The organism is Halomonas sp. QHL1, assembly GCF_001882345.1.
Lineage (GTDB): Bacteria > Pseudomonadota > Gammaproteobacteria > Pseudomonadales > Halomonadaceae > Vreelandella.
In genome coordinates this window covers 3,849,553-3,865,184 of record NZ_MINL01000001.1, presented here as the reverse complement: position 1 = coordinate 3,865,184, position 15,632 = coordinate 3,849,553, and the positions used below count along the sequence as shown (strand labels likewise).

Below are 15,632 nucleotides of genomic sequence, written 5' to 3'. Positions count from 1 at the left end.
ACATATAAAAATAGTTGCATCATTTATTTCAACTGCGGACAGCGACGCCGCTTCGTGAGCACCCATGCCGCTTTTTTCCAACACGTCTTCGTTTACCCTGCCCAAACGGCTTTACAGCGCCGCAGAGGTACTGCTGGGCGGCTTACTGCTTATAGCGGTGGGAAAGGCACTGCCGCTTTTAATGGCGACCCCCGCTAACTGGTGGGTGGCCATAGGCTTCTACACGTTTATATCCACCCTGGTGACCATCTTCTGGCCTTTCGGCTCATTGGGTTGGGCCAACCGGGTTACCCTGGCCCGAGCGGTATTGGTAGCGCTAGTGGCGGGCGCGCTCGCCGCCAATATCTTTGTAGGGGCAATATGGCAGTGGCTGGCTATCGCGGTAATCGCCCTACTGCTGGATGGCGTCGATGGCTGGATTGCCAGGCGCACCAAAAGCCACACCCGGTTCGGTGCGCGGTTTGATATGGAATTGGATGCCCTGCTGATTTTACTGCTGTGTGCGGGACTGCTGCGACTGGAGTCACTGGGCCTTTGGGTGCTAATGATTGGCGGAATGCGCTACTGCTTTATCGCTGCCAGTTGGCAGTTCCCGTGGCTCTCAAAACCCTTATTTGATAGTTTTCGCCGCAAGGCCGTTTGTGTCTTTCAGGTAGTTGCTTTGTTGCTGGCATTAACGCCGCTCACCTCTCACTTTATGGCCAGCCTGCTCGCCATTAGTGCGCTGGTATCGTTAGCGTATTCGTTCGGGTATGATGTTTGGTGGCTATACCGAAAAGCAAAAAGAAATTCGCTGAGCTAGCACTCTAACCCCAACCGCTGGTGCCACTCGGCCAGGCTTTCATCCGGGTATTGATCGAAGCATTTATCTTGGAACTGCGCATTTATCTCGACCCAATCCGCTCTACTTCCCAACATCATGTGCGTCCGTTTTGGGGGCGTCGGCAAGGGTGTATCAATCGCCGAGGCGAAGGGATGCACAAGCTCGGGCCAGTCGGGATCGTAAACCCACAGTGACGTCGCGCAATGCTTGCAGAAATGCCGTTCTCCCGTGCTTTGCACGCCATTGATGACCGCGCGATAGATTGAGATGTGCTCATCTCCACTCACGCTGAGCGTTTTGCTTTCTCCACTGAGGTTGATGGCGTAGCCACCACCACCCGCCGTTTTGCGACAGATAGAGCAGTAACAGCGATTGAAGGGATAGGGGTGGTGAGACTTCACTCTGAACGTTACTGCCTGACAGTGGCATGATCCTTCCAGCAGCATAGTTGCCTCCTTTCGCGACTGTTGCTAACGACCATTAACTAACAAATCGCATGGGCTTGGATAAGCCGATACTCCCTTACTATAGTCAAACTAGCGTTAATCCATAGTTTATCCGGGCAACGTACTTTTCCCACACCTGTGTCAGCCAAACTATCAACACCCACAACAGCGGCATTTAGGCTTGGCAGAAGGCCCTGGGAGTATACCCAACGCGTATTGGTTTAATGCGTAGGAGCTGCTCATGTTCAAGCACCGCGAGCTGTTCGAAAATCGTCGTCAAGCCGGACGCCAACTTGCTCAAGCATTATCTGGCTCCAGTGATGCCCCTGCACGTTTCGACCTAGTCTTGGCGCTTCCGCGTGGGGGTGTACCGGTTGCCTTCGAGGTAGCCTGCCGCCTTAAGCTCCCACTTGATGTAATCATCGTGCGCAAAATTGGCGCCCCTGGGCAACCCGAGTTTGGGCTTGGGGCCGTCGTCGATGGTGTCCGGCCACAGGTAGTGATGACACCGGAGATAGTGCAGATAATCCAGCCCTCGGAACGTTATATTGAAGCGGAAATAGAGCGCCAGCTACGGGAGATCACCCGTCGCCGCCAAGTTTACATCGGCGAGCGCCCACCCATTAACGTTAGCGGACGCCGCGTGTTGCTGGTAGATGACGGCATTGCGACCGGCAGCACCGCCAAGGCGGCTGCCAGAGCATTACAGCAAGCGAGAGCTGCCACTATTACCCTGGCAGTCCCCGTCGCCCCGCAGCCCGCCCTTGAAGAGTTGGCTAGCGAGGTAGACGAGGTGATTTGCTTGGCGACGCCAGAGCCCTTTATCGCCGTCGGTATGCATTACCAAGACTTTACCCAAACCAGCGACAACGAAGTAATCGGGCTGCTGAAGGCTAATCGTGATGCACAGAGTGAGTAAGATATCCGACCACACACGGCCCTAAACATGACTTCCTCTTGGTAACTCACCCTGGTTGGCGTCCTCATCGGTGCCGAGCGTAGAGCTGTGATGGCTGATAAGCGGGCGTGAGCCCGAGAGTTTGCGCAGTGCTACGTAGAACACCGGGGTGAGGAACAGCCCAAACAGGGTGACCCCGATCATGCCCGCAAACACCGCGGTACCCAGTGCCGCTCGCACTTCGGCGCCAGCCCCGGTGGCGATCACCAGCGGTAGCACAGCAGCGGTGAAGGTAATGGAGGTCATGATGATGGGGCGCAGCCGCAAGCGGCAGGCTTCAAGGGCAGCGTCCACCACACTTTTGCCCTGCAGTTCCAGCTCGCGGGCGAACTCCACGATCAGGATGGCGTTCTTACACGCCAAGCCAATCAGCACTACCAGCCCTACTTGCACAAAGATATTGTTATCGCCGCCACCAAACCAGACGCCAATCAGGGCCGAGAGCATACACATGGGCACAATCAGGATTACCGCCAAGGGCAACGTCCAGCTTTCGTAGAGTGCCGCCAGAACCAGAAACACCAGCAGGATCGACAGTGGGAAGACCACCAGTGCAGCATTCCCCTGAGTAGACTGCTGATAGCTCAAGTCAGTCCACTCGAATGCCATTCCCGGCGGCAGCACCTCTAAAGACAGAGCGTTGATTGCATCCATCGCCTGTGCAGAGGAGAGCAACCTTGGGTCAGCCTCGCCGGCCAAGTCTGCCGCCGGGTAGCCGTTGTAGCGCAACACCGGATCGGGGCCGAAGGTTTGCCTGATATTGACCATTGTGCCGATAGGCACCATTTCACCCTGGTCGTTGCGGGTACGCAGGCGGGCAATGTCTTCTACGCTGGCCCGATAGGGGGCATCCGCCTGGGCAATCACCTGCCAGGTTCGGCCAAAGCGATTGAAGTCATTCACATAGGTCGAGCCAAGATAGATCTGCAGGGTGTCGAACAGTTCGGTTAGCGGCACTCCCTGGGCTTTGGCCCTCAACCGATCCACCTCGGCATCTAACTGCGGCACGTTGGACTGATAGCTGCTAATCGGAAAGCCCATCCCCGGCGTTTGAGCGATAGCCCCCTGGAACTGGTTAACCGCCCCCTGCAGCGCCCCGTAACCCAGGTTGCCGCGATCCTCGATGAACATCTGGTAACCAGAACCATTGCCGAGACCAAGAATCGGGGGTGGCATAAACGCAAACGCAAAGCCCTCCTTCAGGCCGCCAATGCCCTGGTTGATCCTGGCGTTTATCTCTGCGGCGGTGAGGCTGCGCTCGCCAAAGGGGCTAAGGGTGAGAAACACCACTCCCGTGTTGGAGGTGTTAGTGAACTGCAGCGCGTTGAGGCCAGGAAAGGCAATGGCGTGCTCGACGCCTTCGGTCTCCATGGCAATACCCACCACCTCCTGGAGCATCTGGTCGGTTCTCTCCAGGGACGACCCTTCCGGCAGGATTACACCGGCAATCAGGTACAGCTTGTCCTGAACCGGAATAAACCCAGGCGGCACCACTTTGAACATCAGCCCAGTACCAGTTAGCAACAGGGCGTAGATCATAAATACGGCGCCCCGTCGCTTTAATGAACGTGCCACGCCGCCCTGGTACTTGTCAGCACTGGCGTTAAAGAAGCGATTAAAGGGCCGGAATAGCCAGCCGAATAGCCAGTCAATCACACGAGTGAGCCGATCCTTAGGCGCATCATGGGGTTTGAGCAGCATTGCCGCCAGAGCGGGCGATAGGGTCAGAGAGTTAATCGTGGAGATAACGGTCGAGATGGCAATGGTTACCGCAAACTGGCGGTAAAACTGCCCGGTCACCCCGGAAAGGAAGGCCATAGGTATAAACACCGCACAAAGCACCAAGCCAATGGCGATGATCGGGCCAGAGACTTCTTTCATCGCCTGGTGGGCCGCGGCCTGGGGGTTGAGCCCCTCGCTGATATTGCGCTCCACGTTCTCCACCACCACGATGGCGTCGTCGACCACAATGCCGATGGCCAACACCAGGCCAAACAGGGTCAGCGTATTGATGGAGTATCCCAGCAGATAGAGCGCCCCGAAGGTGCCGATCACCGACACCGGCACCGCCAGCAGCGGAATGATGGAGGCGCGCCAGGTTTGTAGAAACAGAGTAACCACCAGCACCACCAGCAGCACGGCTTCCAATAGGGTTTTTACTACTGCCTTGATCGAATCGCTAACGAAGATGGTGGTGTCGTAGACCGCCTCATACTCGACCCCCGCAGGGAACTGCGCGGACAGCTCATCCATGGTGGCGACCACCTGCTCACGGATCGCCAGCGCATTGGCGCCCGGTGCCTGGAAAATACCGATGGCGACCGCTTCGTTGCCATCCAACTGCGAGCGCAGAGTGTAGTCCCCGGCGCCCATCTCCAGCCGGGCCACATCTGATAGCCTCAAGATATCGCCACTGTCACCGCGTTTCAGCACGATGTCGCCAAACTCCTCCACCGTTTCCAGCCGTCCCCGGGCGTTGATCAGGGTGAGGAAATCACTCTCTTCGATAGGCTCGGCCCCCAACTGCCCGGCGGATACCTGGACATTTTGCTCGCGCATGGCAGCCACCACATCGCTGGCGGTGAGATCACGCGCCGCCACCCGTTCGGGATCAAGCCAGGCCCGCATGGCGTAGTCACCGCCACCAAATATTTGGGCGTCCCCGACCCCTTCAAGACGGGCCAAGCGATCCCTGACATGCAGCCGCACGTAATTGCGCAGGTAAAGAGTGTCGTATTCGCCCCCAGGTGAGGTCAGGTGTACGACCATCAGGAATGTGGGTGACTGCTTCTGAGTGGTCACGCCCTGGCGGCGCACGGCTTCCGGCAACCGCGCCTCGGCCTGGCTAACGCGGTTCTGCACCCTTACAGCGGCCTCCTCCGCATCAGTACCGGGGCGGAAGGTGACGGTCATCTGCAGTACGCCATCAGAGCCCGCGACGGACTTGAAGTACATCAAGTCCTCGACGCCATTGATAGCTTCCTCCAAAGGCGTCGCCACCGTCTCGGCGATCTCCTTCGGGTTGGCACCTGGATAGACCGTACGCACCACCACCGAGGGCGGCACCACGTCCGGATACTCGCTGATCGGCAGGTTGGGGATAGAGATCAGCCCGATCGCCAGGATGATAATCGACAGCACCGCCGCGAAAATCGGTCGGTCGACGAAGAAACGGGAGAAATTCATGGTGGTCTACTCCTCCCTGGCCGCAATGGTGGGTTGGGTATCAGCCGCCGGGGCGGCTGCTACGCTTTGCGGGCTCACTTCCATTCCAGGGAAGAACACTTTTTGCACGCCGTTAACGATGATTCGATCACCGGGGCTGAGCCCCTCGGTAATCACCATCTGTTCCCCCATCTGACGTCCGGTAGCTATTTGCCGACGGTCTGCACGGTTATCACCATCAACGACATAAACGTAGCGACGGTCCTGATCGGTCAGGATCGCCTTTCGATCCACCAGCAGCGCCTGCTCCAAACTGGAGACTGGCATTTCGACGCGCGCAAACTCCCCAGGGCGAATGCGGCCATCGGCGTTGGCCAGCAATGCCCGGAACTGCAGGGTGCCCGTGCTGGGGTTCAAACGGTTGTCGATGAAGTCCAGCGTGCCTGTGTACTGGCGCTGTTGGTCGCCGCCCAGCTCAATCTTCAGGCTGCTCTCTCCATCGGCTAAGAGTGCGTGGCTGGCAAAGGCAGCCTGTTCGTCCGCTTCGAAGTAGACATGGATCGGATCGATGGTCACAAGGGTGGTCAGCAGGCTTTGGTCAGCATTGGCCAGATTGCCTCGGGTCACCATTGCCCGTCCGGCGCGGCCACTGACCGGCGCAGTGATACGGGTATATTCAAGGTCAAGCTCAGCGGTATCCAATGCTGCTTCAGCGGCATCTACCATGGCCCGCGCACTATTCAAAGCCGCCTGCCGCTGGTCATGCACCTCCTGGGATATGGCCTGGCGCCCCAGCAGCACCCGGGCACGCTCGGCTTCACTACCGGCTTGTGAATTCTGACTCCTGGCCTGGGCTAATTCAGCCTGGGCGGCGCCGACACGCGCTTGGTAAGGCCGTGGGTCGATCTGGAACAATAGGTCTCCCTGCTCGACCAGTTCACCCTCCTCGAACGCCACCTCTTGGATATAGCCGCTGACCCTGGGTCTTAATTCAACCGTTTCTGCGGCTTCCACGCGCCCGGTGAAAGATTCACTCAACACCACTGGCCGCGCCACCAATTCAACCACATCTACCTCTGGGGGAGGCGGAGGCGCAGAAGGTGCCGCGGACTCTTCACTCTTGGCCTCGCATCCGGTAAGCAGAAACGTTATCAGCAGCAACAGGATCATCGCCCAGCGGCTTGCCAAGAGCCTTCTTGCAGAGTGTATTCTTTGAGTCAGACTTCCCATGATGACTTGCTCCAATGGCTACCGGAAACCGATAGCAGCGTTGGTTATGTAATGTCGTACCGCGTTGGCGGCTGGCCTTTAACTAGTCGGTTAAGCAGCGTCAAAATCGACAATAGAAGCTTGGTAATTAAGGAGGGCTGAAGAGACTGGCATGACCGACCGCCTACCAGACGCTGCTAACAATAGGCTGCGTCAGGGTGATGGGGGTATCGGGTTCCTGCGGGATGATTGCCTAATTCTGCCACCGAGTATTGAAGGCTTTATCAGGTGGTTTTAGTGATAGGTCGACAGTTTACGAGCCTAGGCGCAATGAGCGGTGGGCGCCCTCCGGCTCGGATTGCCGGTTTCTGCGCGGTGCTTGCCTGATCCTGCAAAACGGACTGAAAAAGCCTCCGCTTCACGGAGGGAAGACATATACTGCGAGCTGTTAGGGAGGAGAGCCAGTGAACGATATCGTGCCTGAGCAGGTCACTCATTTGAGCGATAGCCTGCCGCAACAGTTGAGCAAAGTCGCCCGCCGTTGGGCACTCGTGGAAGGGCTGCAGGACACGGCGATTGCCGAGGTTCAATTGATACGCGCAGATGCCGCCACTAGCTTTCACTGTGCCGTGTATGAGCCGTGCCTATGCTTTGTCGTTCAGGGCAGCAAGACCGTCCAATTGGGTGACAAGGAGATCGTATACAGCGGCCCAAGCTACATGGCAAGCGCCGTTCACCTACCGGTGGGCGGCAGGATAGATCATGCCACCCCAGAGCAACCCTACCTAGCGGTAAAGGTATCGGTGGATCCCCAAGAAGTAGCCGGGCTGATACTGGAACTAGGCGACAAGGCACCGTCAGAAGGCCACGATGCTATCTGTCCCGAGATGGACTGCGGGCTTCGTTCTGCGACCATGGATGCGCGAATGCAGGGCGCACTTTATCGGCTACTGAGCTTACTCGACTCACCGGAAGATATTCCGGTGCTTTCACCCTTGGCCCGACGGGAGTTAATTTACCGGGCACTGATGGGAGAAATGGGGCCTCACATGCGCCGGTTTACCGCCACCGATTCCCAAGCTAGCCGGATTGCGCGGGTAATCTACGCCCTTAGAGAGCGTTACGCCCAACCGCTTAAGATCCGTGAGCTGGCAGATGCAGCCAATATGAGCGAATCGACGCTTTATCACAGTTTCCGTCAAGTCACTCGCATGTCGCCCCTGCAGTACCAGAAGAAGCTTCGCTTGCACGAAGCCCGGCGGCTAATGCTGGCCGAAGGACTGGAAGCGGCCACCGCCAGCTATCGTGTGGGTTACGAAAGCCCTTCCCACTTCAGCCGCGAATATAGCCGCATGTTCGGCGCGCCACCTCGTGCTGACGTTAGCCAGCTGCGGGGAGCACACTCGGTTCCGCAGCCCGCCTAATCACCAGACGATAAACTTAGGCCAACGATGTGTCCGTGCTATCGAATGTGCTGTAAAAGCATATCTGATTAGAACCGGCTTTTTTGGCTTTATACATCGCCCGATCAGCGGTTTCTAGCAACGTTTCCGGTGTAGAGGCGGCTTCCGGGTATAACGAGATCCCAATGCTGATGGAAATTTGGATGCACTGCTGCCCGATATAAAAGGGCAACGCGAGGGCGCCAATAATTGTCTGAGCGATAAATTCAACATCGTTGCGTTGCTCAGCACCGGTCAGAATCACGGTAAATTCATCCCCACCTAAACGAGCCACCGTATCGTTCTCACGGACACATCCCGTAAGGCGCTCTGCGACATCAGCAAGTAATCGGTCCCCTACTTCATGCCCGAGCGAATCATTGACCTCCTTGAAGCCATCAAGATCCATGAAAAGTAGGTATAGGGGCAGGCTACGCCGCTTTGCATGTTTGACCTCTTGCTCCAAGCGATCCAGGAAAAGACGCCGGTTGGGCAGACCGGTCAGAAGGTCATGGTGGGCGTTATGCCATATTTCTTCTTCGGCGAGCGCCTGTTCGGTAATATCTCGGGAAATGCAGACGGTTGCTTCAGTTTCCTGCTGCTCGTCCAGTACGGGCGCAAGCACATACTCGAACCGCTCACCCTGGCCGGAAGCAAATGATTGAACAAACTTGCCTCGGTATGTGGACTGCTCAGCAATTACCTTATCTAAATTGCGCTGGAAGTCTGAAGCAAAAGAAAACCCAAGATCGAAAGTAGTTTTGCCAATAATCGCTTTGGGTTCCAGAGCAAAAAGATCAGCGGTGGCCTTGTTGGCATAAATAAACCGGCCTTCGAGATCCAGCACATAAATCGGATCCGGCGAAGCGAGCAGAATAGCGCCAAACAGACGAGTCTCCATCTCCTTTACGGCGGCATACTGCTCCAGCGATTCGGCAACGGCCTGATCAATCGCCTCATGGAATCGAGTGAGGTCTTCAAGCGATTGGCCAGCAAGGGTTGGTTGCGCTTTACTCCAGTGCGACACCACGCTTGCACGCAAAGCTCGAAACTCAGACACAGTCTCAACGACGCTGAAGCCGCTGTTCTGGCGATCCTCACCGTGCACCTCTGCCCAGGTTTCCTCGTCGCCCTTCGGCGCACAACCTTTTGATTTAGCGGCCTGTTCAGAATCATCCTGATGTGAATCAAGATCAGTAGCGATCTCCAGAAGCATTTCCCGTGCGTGGTCGCGCAGCCCGCTCTTATCCATATTCTGGGCGTGAAAGAGGGTTTTGGAAAATGCCTCCCAGTCCCGAAGAATCGGCTCTATTTCAGCTCGAATAAATGCCGCTAATCGCATATGAGTCTCAATGTATTTTGTACAAAATAACAGCATAAAAAAGCAAGGGAAATGCCCGCCTCACGCGACTCCTCTCTTTGTGTCACTGTTGCAACTTTGCTCATCATGCTGACGAAAAACGGCGAACATTTAGAGCGTGCACACCTTAGCACGGGTTCAGAATGCCCAAGCATAAATTCGTCACCCCAACGCGTTCAATCCAGCCGCCAAAATGGTCACCCTAAAGCATTGGCGCTATTAACGCTTAGCCTTTAACGCAATCAACCATGCTCTTTTAAATAGACAAAGAATCCTCTAAAGAACTATTAAAATATTAAAACTCAAAAAATAAGCCAAAACACACATTGTTAACCAAGGCTAAACTAGTTCACTACCACAAACTTTATCTCTAAAAAACCTAGCTCTCTTAAGCATTAAAGCATGTTAGTATTCATCGCCATTAACCCTCCTACTTTTACACTCTGGCATGGTTTTTTATCGCCATTCCCACGGGTTTATATGCACGGTACTTTTCAGCGAGAGAGTTCATATTTCATGACACCCATCACTCTGCTATTCCTGGCTGTTTCCATGTCAGCGGATGCCTTCGCCGCCTCTATCAGCAAAGGTGCAGAGCTGCAAAAGCCCCGATTCCGCCATGCTCTGGGTATTGGCTTGGTATTTGGCGTAATCGAAGCCATTACGCCTCTACTCGGCTGGGCGGCTGGCAAGGCGTCGCAACAGTATGTGCAGGCCTGGGACCACTGGGTGGCCTTTACCCTCTTGTCGATGATTGGGCTGCATATGATCTACGCCGGGCTTAAAAAAGAGGACAAGATAGAGCACCGCAAGCAAACCCTCTGGCTGTTAATCCTCACCGCCACCGCCACCAGCATTGATGCCATGGCCGTCGGCGCCAGCCTTGCGTTTATCGATGTCAGTATTATCGCCACCAGCTTGGCTATCGGCCTCGCAACTACGGTAATGGCCTCTATAGGCACATTGCTGGGCAATAAACTTGGCAAGTTTGTTGGCCACTGGGCAGAGCTTATCGGCGGGGTTGTGCTTATCGGCATTGGATTAGCAGTATTGGCAGATCACACGGCTTTTTTTAATGCTTAACCATCTATTTATATCTTGGACCCTTTCAAATCTGGAAGTCCTCCTTCTTAAGCGATTGCGCTTTTACACACGAAACCGCCGTAAAGGAGGAGCTTGATAAGAAGTTATTTACGTAACTAAGGTTGCGGTAGCTGGTCAGCCAAGTGGCATAATTTATCCGGGTTACGCACGACGTAGAGTGCCTGGATACGACTATCCACGACCTCCAGCGTCATGATCTGAGGCAGCCCATCGTGTTCTATAGTTAACCAGCCTGGAAGCCCATTGACGATCACAGGGTTTACCCAGCAAGGGTTAGGTAACCTCGACTTGTGGGCCAAGCCTGCAAAGAACCGGCTTATTTTAGCTGCGCCGACAATGAGCCTACGCGCAGCAACCCTCTTGCCGCCTCCATCTGTATGTAGAGTAGCGCTATCGCTCAACAACGCCTTCAATTCGGTGACGTCGCCACTGCGGGCGGCTTCAAAGAAGCGCTGGGTCAGATGGCTGTGCTCGCCAGCCGCTACCTGATAGCGCGGGCGTGCGGCCTGCACCTTTTTTCGAGCCCGACTGGCAAGTTGGCGACAGCTTGTTTCACTTCGCTCCAGGCTGATGGAGACTTGCCCAAAATCCAGTCCGAACACATCGTGCAATAGAAACGCAGCCCGCTCTAAAGGCGACAGCCGCTCCAGCGCCAGCATTAGGGCGAAAGAGACATCGCTGGCTAGCGCCTCGGGGTCTACCGGAGTATCCAGCGTTTCCACCAGCGGTTCAGGCAACCAGGGGCCCACATAAACTTCCCGTTGCCGACGAGCAAGCCTAAGGCGATCAAGACAGAGTCGGCTGGTAACGGTGGTCAGATAGGCACGCACATCGTTTACCGCAAGGTGGTCAGCCTCATGCCAGCGCAGGTAAGCATCCTGTACCACATCTTCCGCTTCGCTCACCGACCCCAGCATTCGATAGGCGATGCCGGTCAGATAACGGCGCCAGTGATTAAACTGGTGCGAGGGCTGCTCCGTCATGGTGACTAGCTCCTGCTATTCAAGAACGGCGGTCGCGTCCACTTCAAACAGCATGCCATCCAGCGCTAACCGCGGTACCGGAACAAGCGTTTGCGCAGGCAGCGCGTCGCCAAAGGTCTCCTTCACATAGTGAGTCATAACCGCCAACATGGAAGGGTCATAATTGACGACATAGGTGTTGATGCGGGTAACCTGTCGAGGACTCGCATCCAGTTCGCCCAGCACAATTCGCAGGTTGCGATAGGCTTGGGCAACCTGATCCGCAAACGATTCTGGCAATACTCCCTGGGCATTTTCGCCCCCCTGGCCGGCAACGTAGGCAACCCGGCTGCCACCGCTGGCCACCACCGCGTGGCTATACCCGTTAGGTGCAGGATCATAAGGTTCCGCAGGATTAACGATAGTCGTTGTCACTTCACCTGCGTGAGCCGTATTCAGCGCCATAGCGATAACTCCCCATTTAAAGCGTTTGATGATGAAGCAAAACATATCACTAGCTCTCGACGCTGATCAGTGACGGTTTTTGGTTTCGTGCGGGTGAACCGAACGAAACCCCACACTAAGGCGGTTCCAGACGTTAATCGCCCCAATCAATAATGTAAGGTCAACGAACTCTTTCTCGGTAAAATTCGCTAGCCCCTGCTCATAATCCTTCGTTGGAGCGCCAGTGTCAGGTAGCATTGTAACGCCTCGGTCCAGGCCAACGCAGCCCGTTCCCGCGGTGTATAAAGGGTAGACTCGCGCCAGGCAGACAACAGGTAGAGGCGTGCCTCGCTTTCACCCGCCGCGCGGGCATCGCTGGTGTGCATATGCAGGCAAAAAGCACAGCCATTAATCTGAGAGGCGCGTGTTTTAACCAGCATAGCCAAACTATGTTCCAACCCGCAGTGGCGAACGTACTCCTCTAGCTTGGTCATCGCGGCAATGCCCTCCGGAGAGGCTTTATAGGCGTTCAGGCGTGTTTCCATTGTCTTGCTCCTGTTTTAAAAGAATGGGTTTTAAAATGCCGAGTTTTAAAAGAACTAGCTTTTTACGGCATGGAAAGATATCCACCGGTAGTTCTACAGAGAGAGACGGTACAGCCTGAATGTTTGTGACATGTTGAGAAATAATTTAGAGAACGAAACGCTAACGCCCTCATACTTAGCACAAAGTAAGAACGGTTAATAACTAAAGGAAGCTAACTTAGTCATATTCCTACGCAAGAAATCACTCTAACTGGAGTGTCTAGCTGAAAAGCGCAGACCTTTCCTTCTGCACGCTCAGCTTCTGAAAAGCGACAAGTAAAAGCGCGACAACAGGGAAGCACGCGACAATCAGCAGCGACACGGCTGACCAGCCGTAAGCCGCGGCCACCCCTCCCGCAACGGCTGGTCCGATCAGCAAGCCGATATTGTTTCCCTGCATGGCGAAGCCGAGCGTGGCGCCGACCAATGCGTTGTGTGGCGCATAGAGCGGAGCATTCTTAAAGATCACCACTGGCACGAATCCACTGGCAAAGGTAAAAACCAGGCATAGTGCGTAAATCGCTGATCCTGCCAAGGGCGCGCTGAATACACCGATACTGCAGACCATCATGGTGCCAAAGCTTACATAAAGGAGGCGGATTGACTGTGCCCCGCGCGCCAATAGCTGAGCACAGACGATGTTGCCAACGCCGCTTGCAGCAACTGCCATGGCGCTCAACATACTCGCCGCCTCATCACTAACCCCGAGCCGGTCGGTAAGCAACGATGGGAGGAATCCGAATACGGCGAAGAAAATGATTGAGAATAGTGCGAATACCCCGCCAAGAACCCAGGGCCCTGGCGCAGCAAGCGCTTGTTTGATGTCTCTATGGATGGAGCTATGCCTTTGGCTCGCGCGTCGAGCCAAAGGCACTGCCCATCCCAGTAATGCCGCATAAGTGATCAGGATTGCTGCGTTAAGCAACCAGAAGCCTCGCCAGGTAATCGTCTGCATCAGGGGTGCCGCCAGTAATACCAGCATCAAGCCTGTTGGCATGAAAATCGCCCACAGCGCCATGGCCCGATCACGAATACGATCCGATGCCACTGCGGCAATGAGCGTGGGGGCCGCTACGATAAGACCGAGAAAGCCGAGGCCTTCAAGCACTCGTGTTGCGAGAAGAATTTTGGCGTCGTTCGAGAAGGCTCCTAATGCAGAGCCCGCCCCCATCATCAGCAGGCTAAGGACGGCCATTCGTCGTGGGCCAATACGATCAACGGCCAAACCAAGGGGCGCGCCTGCGACTGCACCGATGACCGCGAACGCTGAAATTAACCACGATGCGGTACCGAGACCCAGTTGCAGTTCCTCTTGCACAACCTTGAGCGCCAGCGGGGCTTTGCCAAGCTGACAGGCCGAAATAACACCTGCTCCAATGATGAGTGCGACTACGGGCCAGGCCACACCAGTTTGAGCTGAGGGATCAGAGTTCATCTTGAAGCGGCCTGTGTTCTTTGCTCCCGACCGACCGCCAGGGCGGTGGCAATTTCAGCAACGTGCCGGCCTTGAAAGCTAGCCCCGTCAAGTTCATTGTCACTCGGCTGGCGGTTGCCATGCTTGTCGTCTTCGGCCAGCGTGGAGGCGCCATAGGGCGAACAACCGGTAATCTCGTCCATACGCATCTGTCCCTTGAAGGTATAAGGCAACCCGACGATCACCATGCCGAGATGCATCAGCACAACCTGCGTGGTGAGAATCGTTGATTCCTGACCACCATGCTGGCTGCCAGTGGAAGTGAAGACACTGCCGACTTTGCCCACTAGGCGATCCTCAAACCACAGCCCCCCTGCCTGGTCTAGGAAATTCTTTACCTGGCTCGCCATATTGCCAAAGCGAGTCGGAGTGCCAATGATTATGGCGTCGAAATCCGCGAGCTCGGCGACCGCGGCAACCGGCGCCTTTTGATCAAGCTTGTAGCCTGAACCACTAGCGACGTTTTCAGGCACCAGCTCCGGCACTCGCTTGATAGCGACATTGGCACCCGCTTCTCTGACACCTTCAGCCACCGCCTCCGCCATAGCTTCGATATGGCCGTAGCTGGAATAGTAAAGTACAAGAACGTTACTCATGTGTAGGTCTCCTTCTGTTGATAAAACGCGGCCATTCGGTCACGCCTGCCTCTCATGCTTCAGGGAAAACTACACTCGCCAACAAACTAAAAAAATGACAAAATTTGGTCTTTAACTATCTATTTAATCGATCATGTTAGATGCACTGACTCTTGACCAAATGCGTGTGTTGATTGCCGTCAACGAAGCAGGAAGCTTCAGTGGTGGTGCGGACCGCCTGGGTCGGGCCCAATCAGCGGTCAGTTATGCAATTGGGAATCTTGAGTCGCAGTTGGGCGTTACTCTTTTTGACCGTTCGGGTTACCGCCCTGTTTTGACGCCCGAGGGTAGGATGCTGCTGGCGGACGCACGCGCCATTCTCCTGAAAGTCGACACGCTGCGCGCACGTGCACGCGGCTTCGGTGAGGGAGTAGAGCTTGGATTGGAGGTCGCGCTTGACCCGCAATTTCCACTAGACCTTGCTGCGCGGGCCTTCAAAGAGTTGCAGGAGGCATATCCACTTGTAACGTTGCGACTGCTATCTGCGCCCTTGGGAGAGGCCATTAGGTTACTTCAAGAGCGTCACTGCACCCTTGTCATCAGTGGTATCGACATCCCCGATCCACGGATAGAGCGTGAAGCAGTTGCACTCGTGCCACGTGCTGCGGTGGTGTCGGCGAGCCATCCGTTGGCCAAACGCGTCGCGAATGGAGAAGCCATCGCTTCGGCTGAGCTGGCCGACCATGTTCAAATCGTCGTAGAAGACCCATCAACTCTCACTCGCGGTCGCGAATACGATGTGCTGTCTCCCGGTACTTGGCGGGTAAGCGATAACGCAACAAAACACTCGCTGATATGCGCGGGAATTGGCTGGGGCAACCTTCCGCTATGGCTAATTGAGCGTGATTTAGAGGAAGGCCGACTGGTACGCATACCCGCTGCCGAGTTTGGACCGAATGGCGAGACAGTTGTCCGAATGTGGCTGATGCACCGCTCCGACGAGCAGCTTGGGCCGGCTGCCAAAACGCTAAGGAAGGCCCTACTTCGTGGGTAAGCTGATACCAGGTATTTCTATGCTTCAAGTAC

14 protein-coding genes are annotated in these 15,632 nt (G+C 55.5%); 5 read left to right on the top strand and 9 right to left on the bottom strand.

Features of this window, described 5'->3' with window-relative positions; all coding sequences use genetic code 11:
* Positions 1-64 precede the first annotated feature (64 nt).
* The gene (locus QHL1GM_RS17665) at positions 65-802 is read left to right on the top strand and encodes a CDP-alcohol phosphatidyltransferase family protein (RefSeq protein ID WP_071695647.1); all 738 of its coding nucleotides are present in this window, start codon (positions 65-67) and stop codon (positions 800-802) included.
* Here the strand turns inward: QHL1GM_RS17665 and QHL1GM_RS17660 are convergent.
* Positions 799-1,269, bottom strand: a complete 471-nt coding sequence (locus QHL1GM_RS17660; protein WP_071695646.1) for a GFA family protein — start codon at positions 1,267-1,269, stop codon at positions 799-801. The genes QHL1GM_RS17665 and QHL1GM_RS17660 overlap by 4 nt on opposite strands.
* 241 nt (positions 1,270-1,510) lie before the next feature.
* Between QHL1GM_RS17660 and QHL1GM_RS17655 the strand changes: the two genes are divergently transcribed.
* The gene (locus QHL1GM_RS17655) at positions 1,511-2,188 is read left to right on the top strand and encodes a phosphoribosyltransferase (RefSeq protein WP_071695645.1); all 678 of its coding nucleotides are present in this window, start codon (positions 1,511-1,513) and stop codon (positions 2,186-2,188) included.
* 21 nt (positions 2,189-2,209) lie between these two features.
* On the opposite strand, the gene QHL1GM_RS17650 is transcribed toward QHL1GM_RS17655, so the two are convergent.
* The gene (locus QHL1GM_RS17650; RefSeq protein WP_071695644.1) at positions 2,210-5,413 is read right to left on the bottom strand and encodes an efflux RND transporter permease subunit; all 3,204 of its coding nucleotides are present in this window, start codon (positions 5,411-5,413) and stop codon (positions 2,210-2,212) included.
* A gap of 6 nt (positions 5,414-5,419) precedes the next feature.
* Positions 5,420-6,622 (bottom strand): efflux RND transporter periplasmic adaptor subunit, encoded by a 1,203-nt coding sequence (locus QHL1GM_RS17645; RefSeq protein WP_083571053.1) that lies wholly within the window; start codon positions 6,620-6,622, stop codon positions 5,420-5,422.
* A gap of 443 nt (positions 6,623-7,065) precedes the next feature.
* On the opposite strand from QHL1GM_RS17645, the gene QHL1GM_RS17640 reads away from it, so the two are divergent.
* Positions 7,066-8,025, top strand: a complete 960-nt coding sequence (locus QHL1GM_RS17640; RefSeq protein ID WP_071695643.1) for an AraC family transcriptional regulator — start codon at positions 7,066-7,068, stop codon at positions 8,023-8,025.
* Between the two features lie 16 nt (positions 8,026-8,041).
* Here QHL1GM_RS17640 and QHL1GM_RS17635 read toward each other — a convergent pair whose 3' ends face one another.
* Positions 8,042-9,421 (bottom strand): GGDEF domain-containing protein, encoded by a 1,380-nt coding sequence (locus tag QHL1GM_RS17635; RefSeq protein WP_254795330.1) that lies wholly within the window; start codon positions 9,419-9,421, stop codon positions 8,042-8,044.
* A 498-nt stretch (positions 9,422-9,919) separates the two neighbouring features.
* Between QHL1GM_RS17635 and QHL1GM_RS17630 the strand changes: the two genes are divergently transcribed.
* Complete coding sequence (locus QHL1GM_RS17630) at positions 9,920-10,486, top strand: manganese efflux pump MntP family protein (protein ID WP_071695641.1); 567 nt, start codon at positions 9,920-9,922, stop codon at positions 10,484-10,486.
* Between the two features lie 116 nt (positions 10,487-10,602).
* Here QHL1GM_RS17630 and QHL1GM_RS17625 read toward each other — a convergent pair whose 3' ends face one another.
* The 5 genes from QHL1GM_RS17625 to wrbA form a co-directional block, all read right to left on the bottom strand.
* Positions 10,603-11,490, bottom strand: coding sequence for a sigma-70 family RNA polymerase sigma factor (locus QHL1GM_RS17625; RefSeq protein ID WP_071695640.1), 888 nt, complete (start codon positions 11,488-11,490; stop codon positions 10,603-10,605).
* A gap of 15 nt (positions 11,491-11,505) precedes the next feature.
* Positions 11,506-11,934: a RidA family protein gene (locus tag QHL1GM_RS17620; RefSeq protein WP_071696042.1), complete on the bottom strand. Its 429-nt coding sequence runs from the start codon at positions 11,932-11,934 to the stop codon at positions 11,506-11,508.
* A 188-nt stretch (positions 11,935-12,122) separates the two neighbouring features.
* On the bottom strand, positions 12,123-12,458 hold the full coding sequence (locus QHL1GM_RS17615; protein ID WP_254795329.1) for a carboxymuconolactone decarboxylase family protein: 336 nt from the start codon (positions 12,456-12,458) through the stop codon (positions 12,123-12,125).
* A gap of 259 nt (positions 12,459-12,717) precedes the next feature.
* Positions 12,718-13,932 (bottom strand): CynX/NimT family MFS transporter, encoded by a 1,215-nt coding sequence (locus QHL1GM_RS17610; protein WP_071695639.1) that lies wholly within the window; start codon positions 13,930-13,932, stop codon positions 12,718-12,720.
* Positions 13,929-14,567, bottom strand: coding sequence for an NAD(P)H:quinone oxidoreductase (wrbA, locus tag QHL1GM_RS17605; protein WP_071695638.1), 639 nt, complete (start codon positions 14,565-14,567; stop codon positions 13,929-13,931). The genes QHL1GM_RS17610 and wrbA overlap by 4 nt, the downstream gene beginning before the upstream one ends.
* Before the next feature lie 133 nt (positions 14,568-14,700).
* Between wrbA and QHL1GM_RS17600 the strand changes: the two genes are divergently transcribed.
* The gene (locus QHL1GM_RS17600) at positions 14,701-15,600 is read left to right on the top strand and encodes a LysR family transcriptional regulator (protein WP_071695637.1); all 900 of its coding nucleotides are present in this window, start codon (positions 14,701-14,703) and stop codon (positions 15,598-15,600) included.
* Positions 15,601-15,632 lie beyond the last annotated feature (32 nt).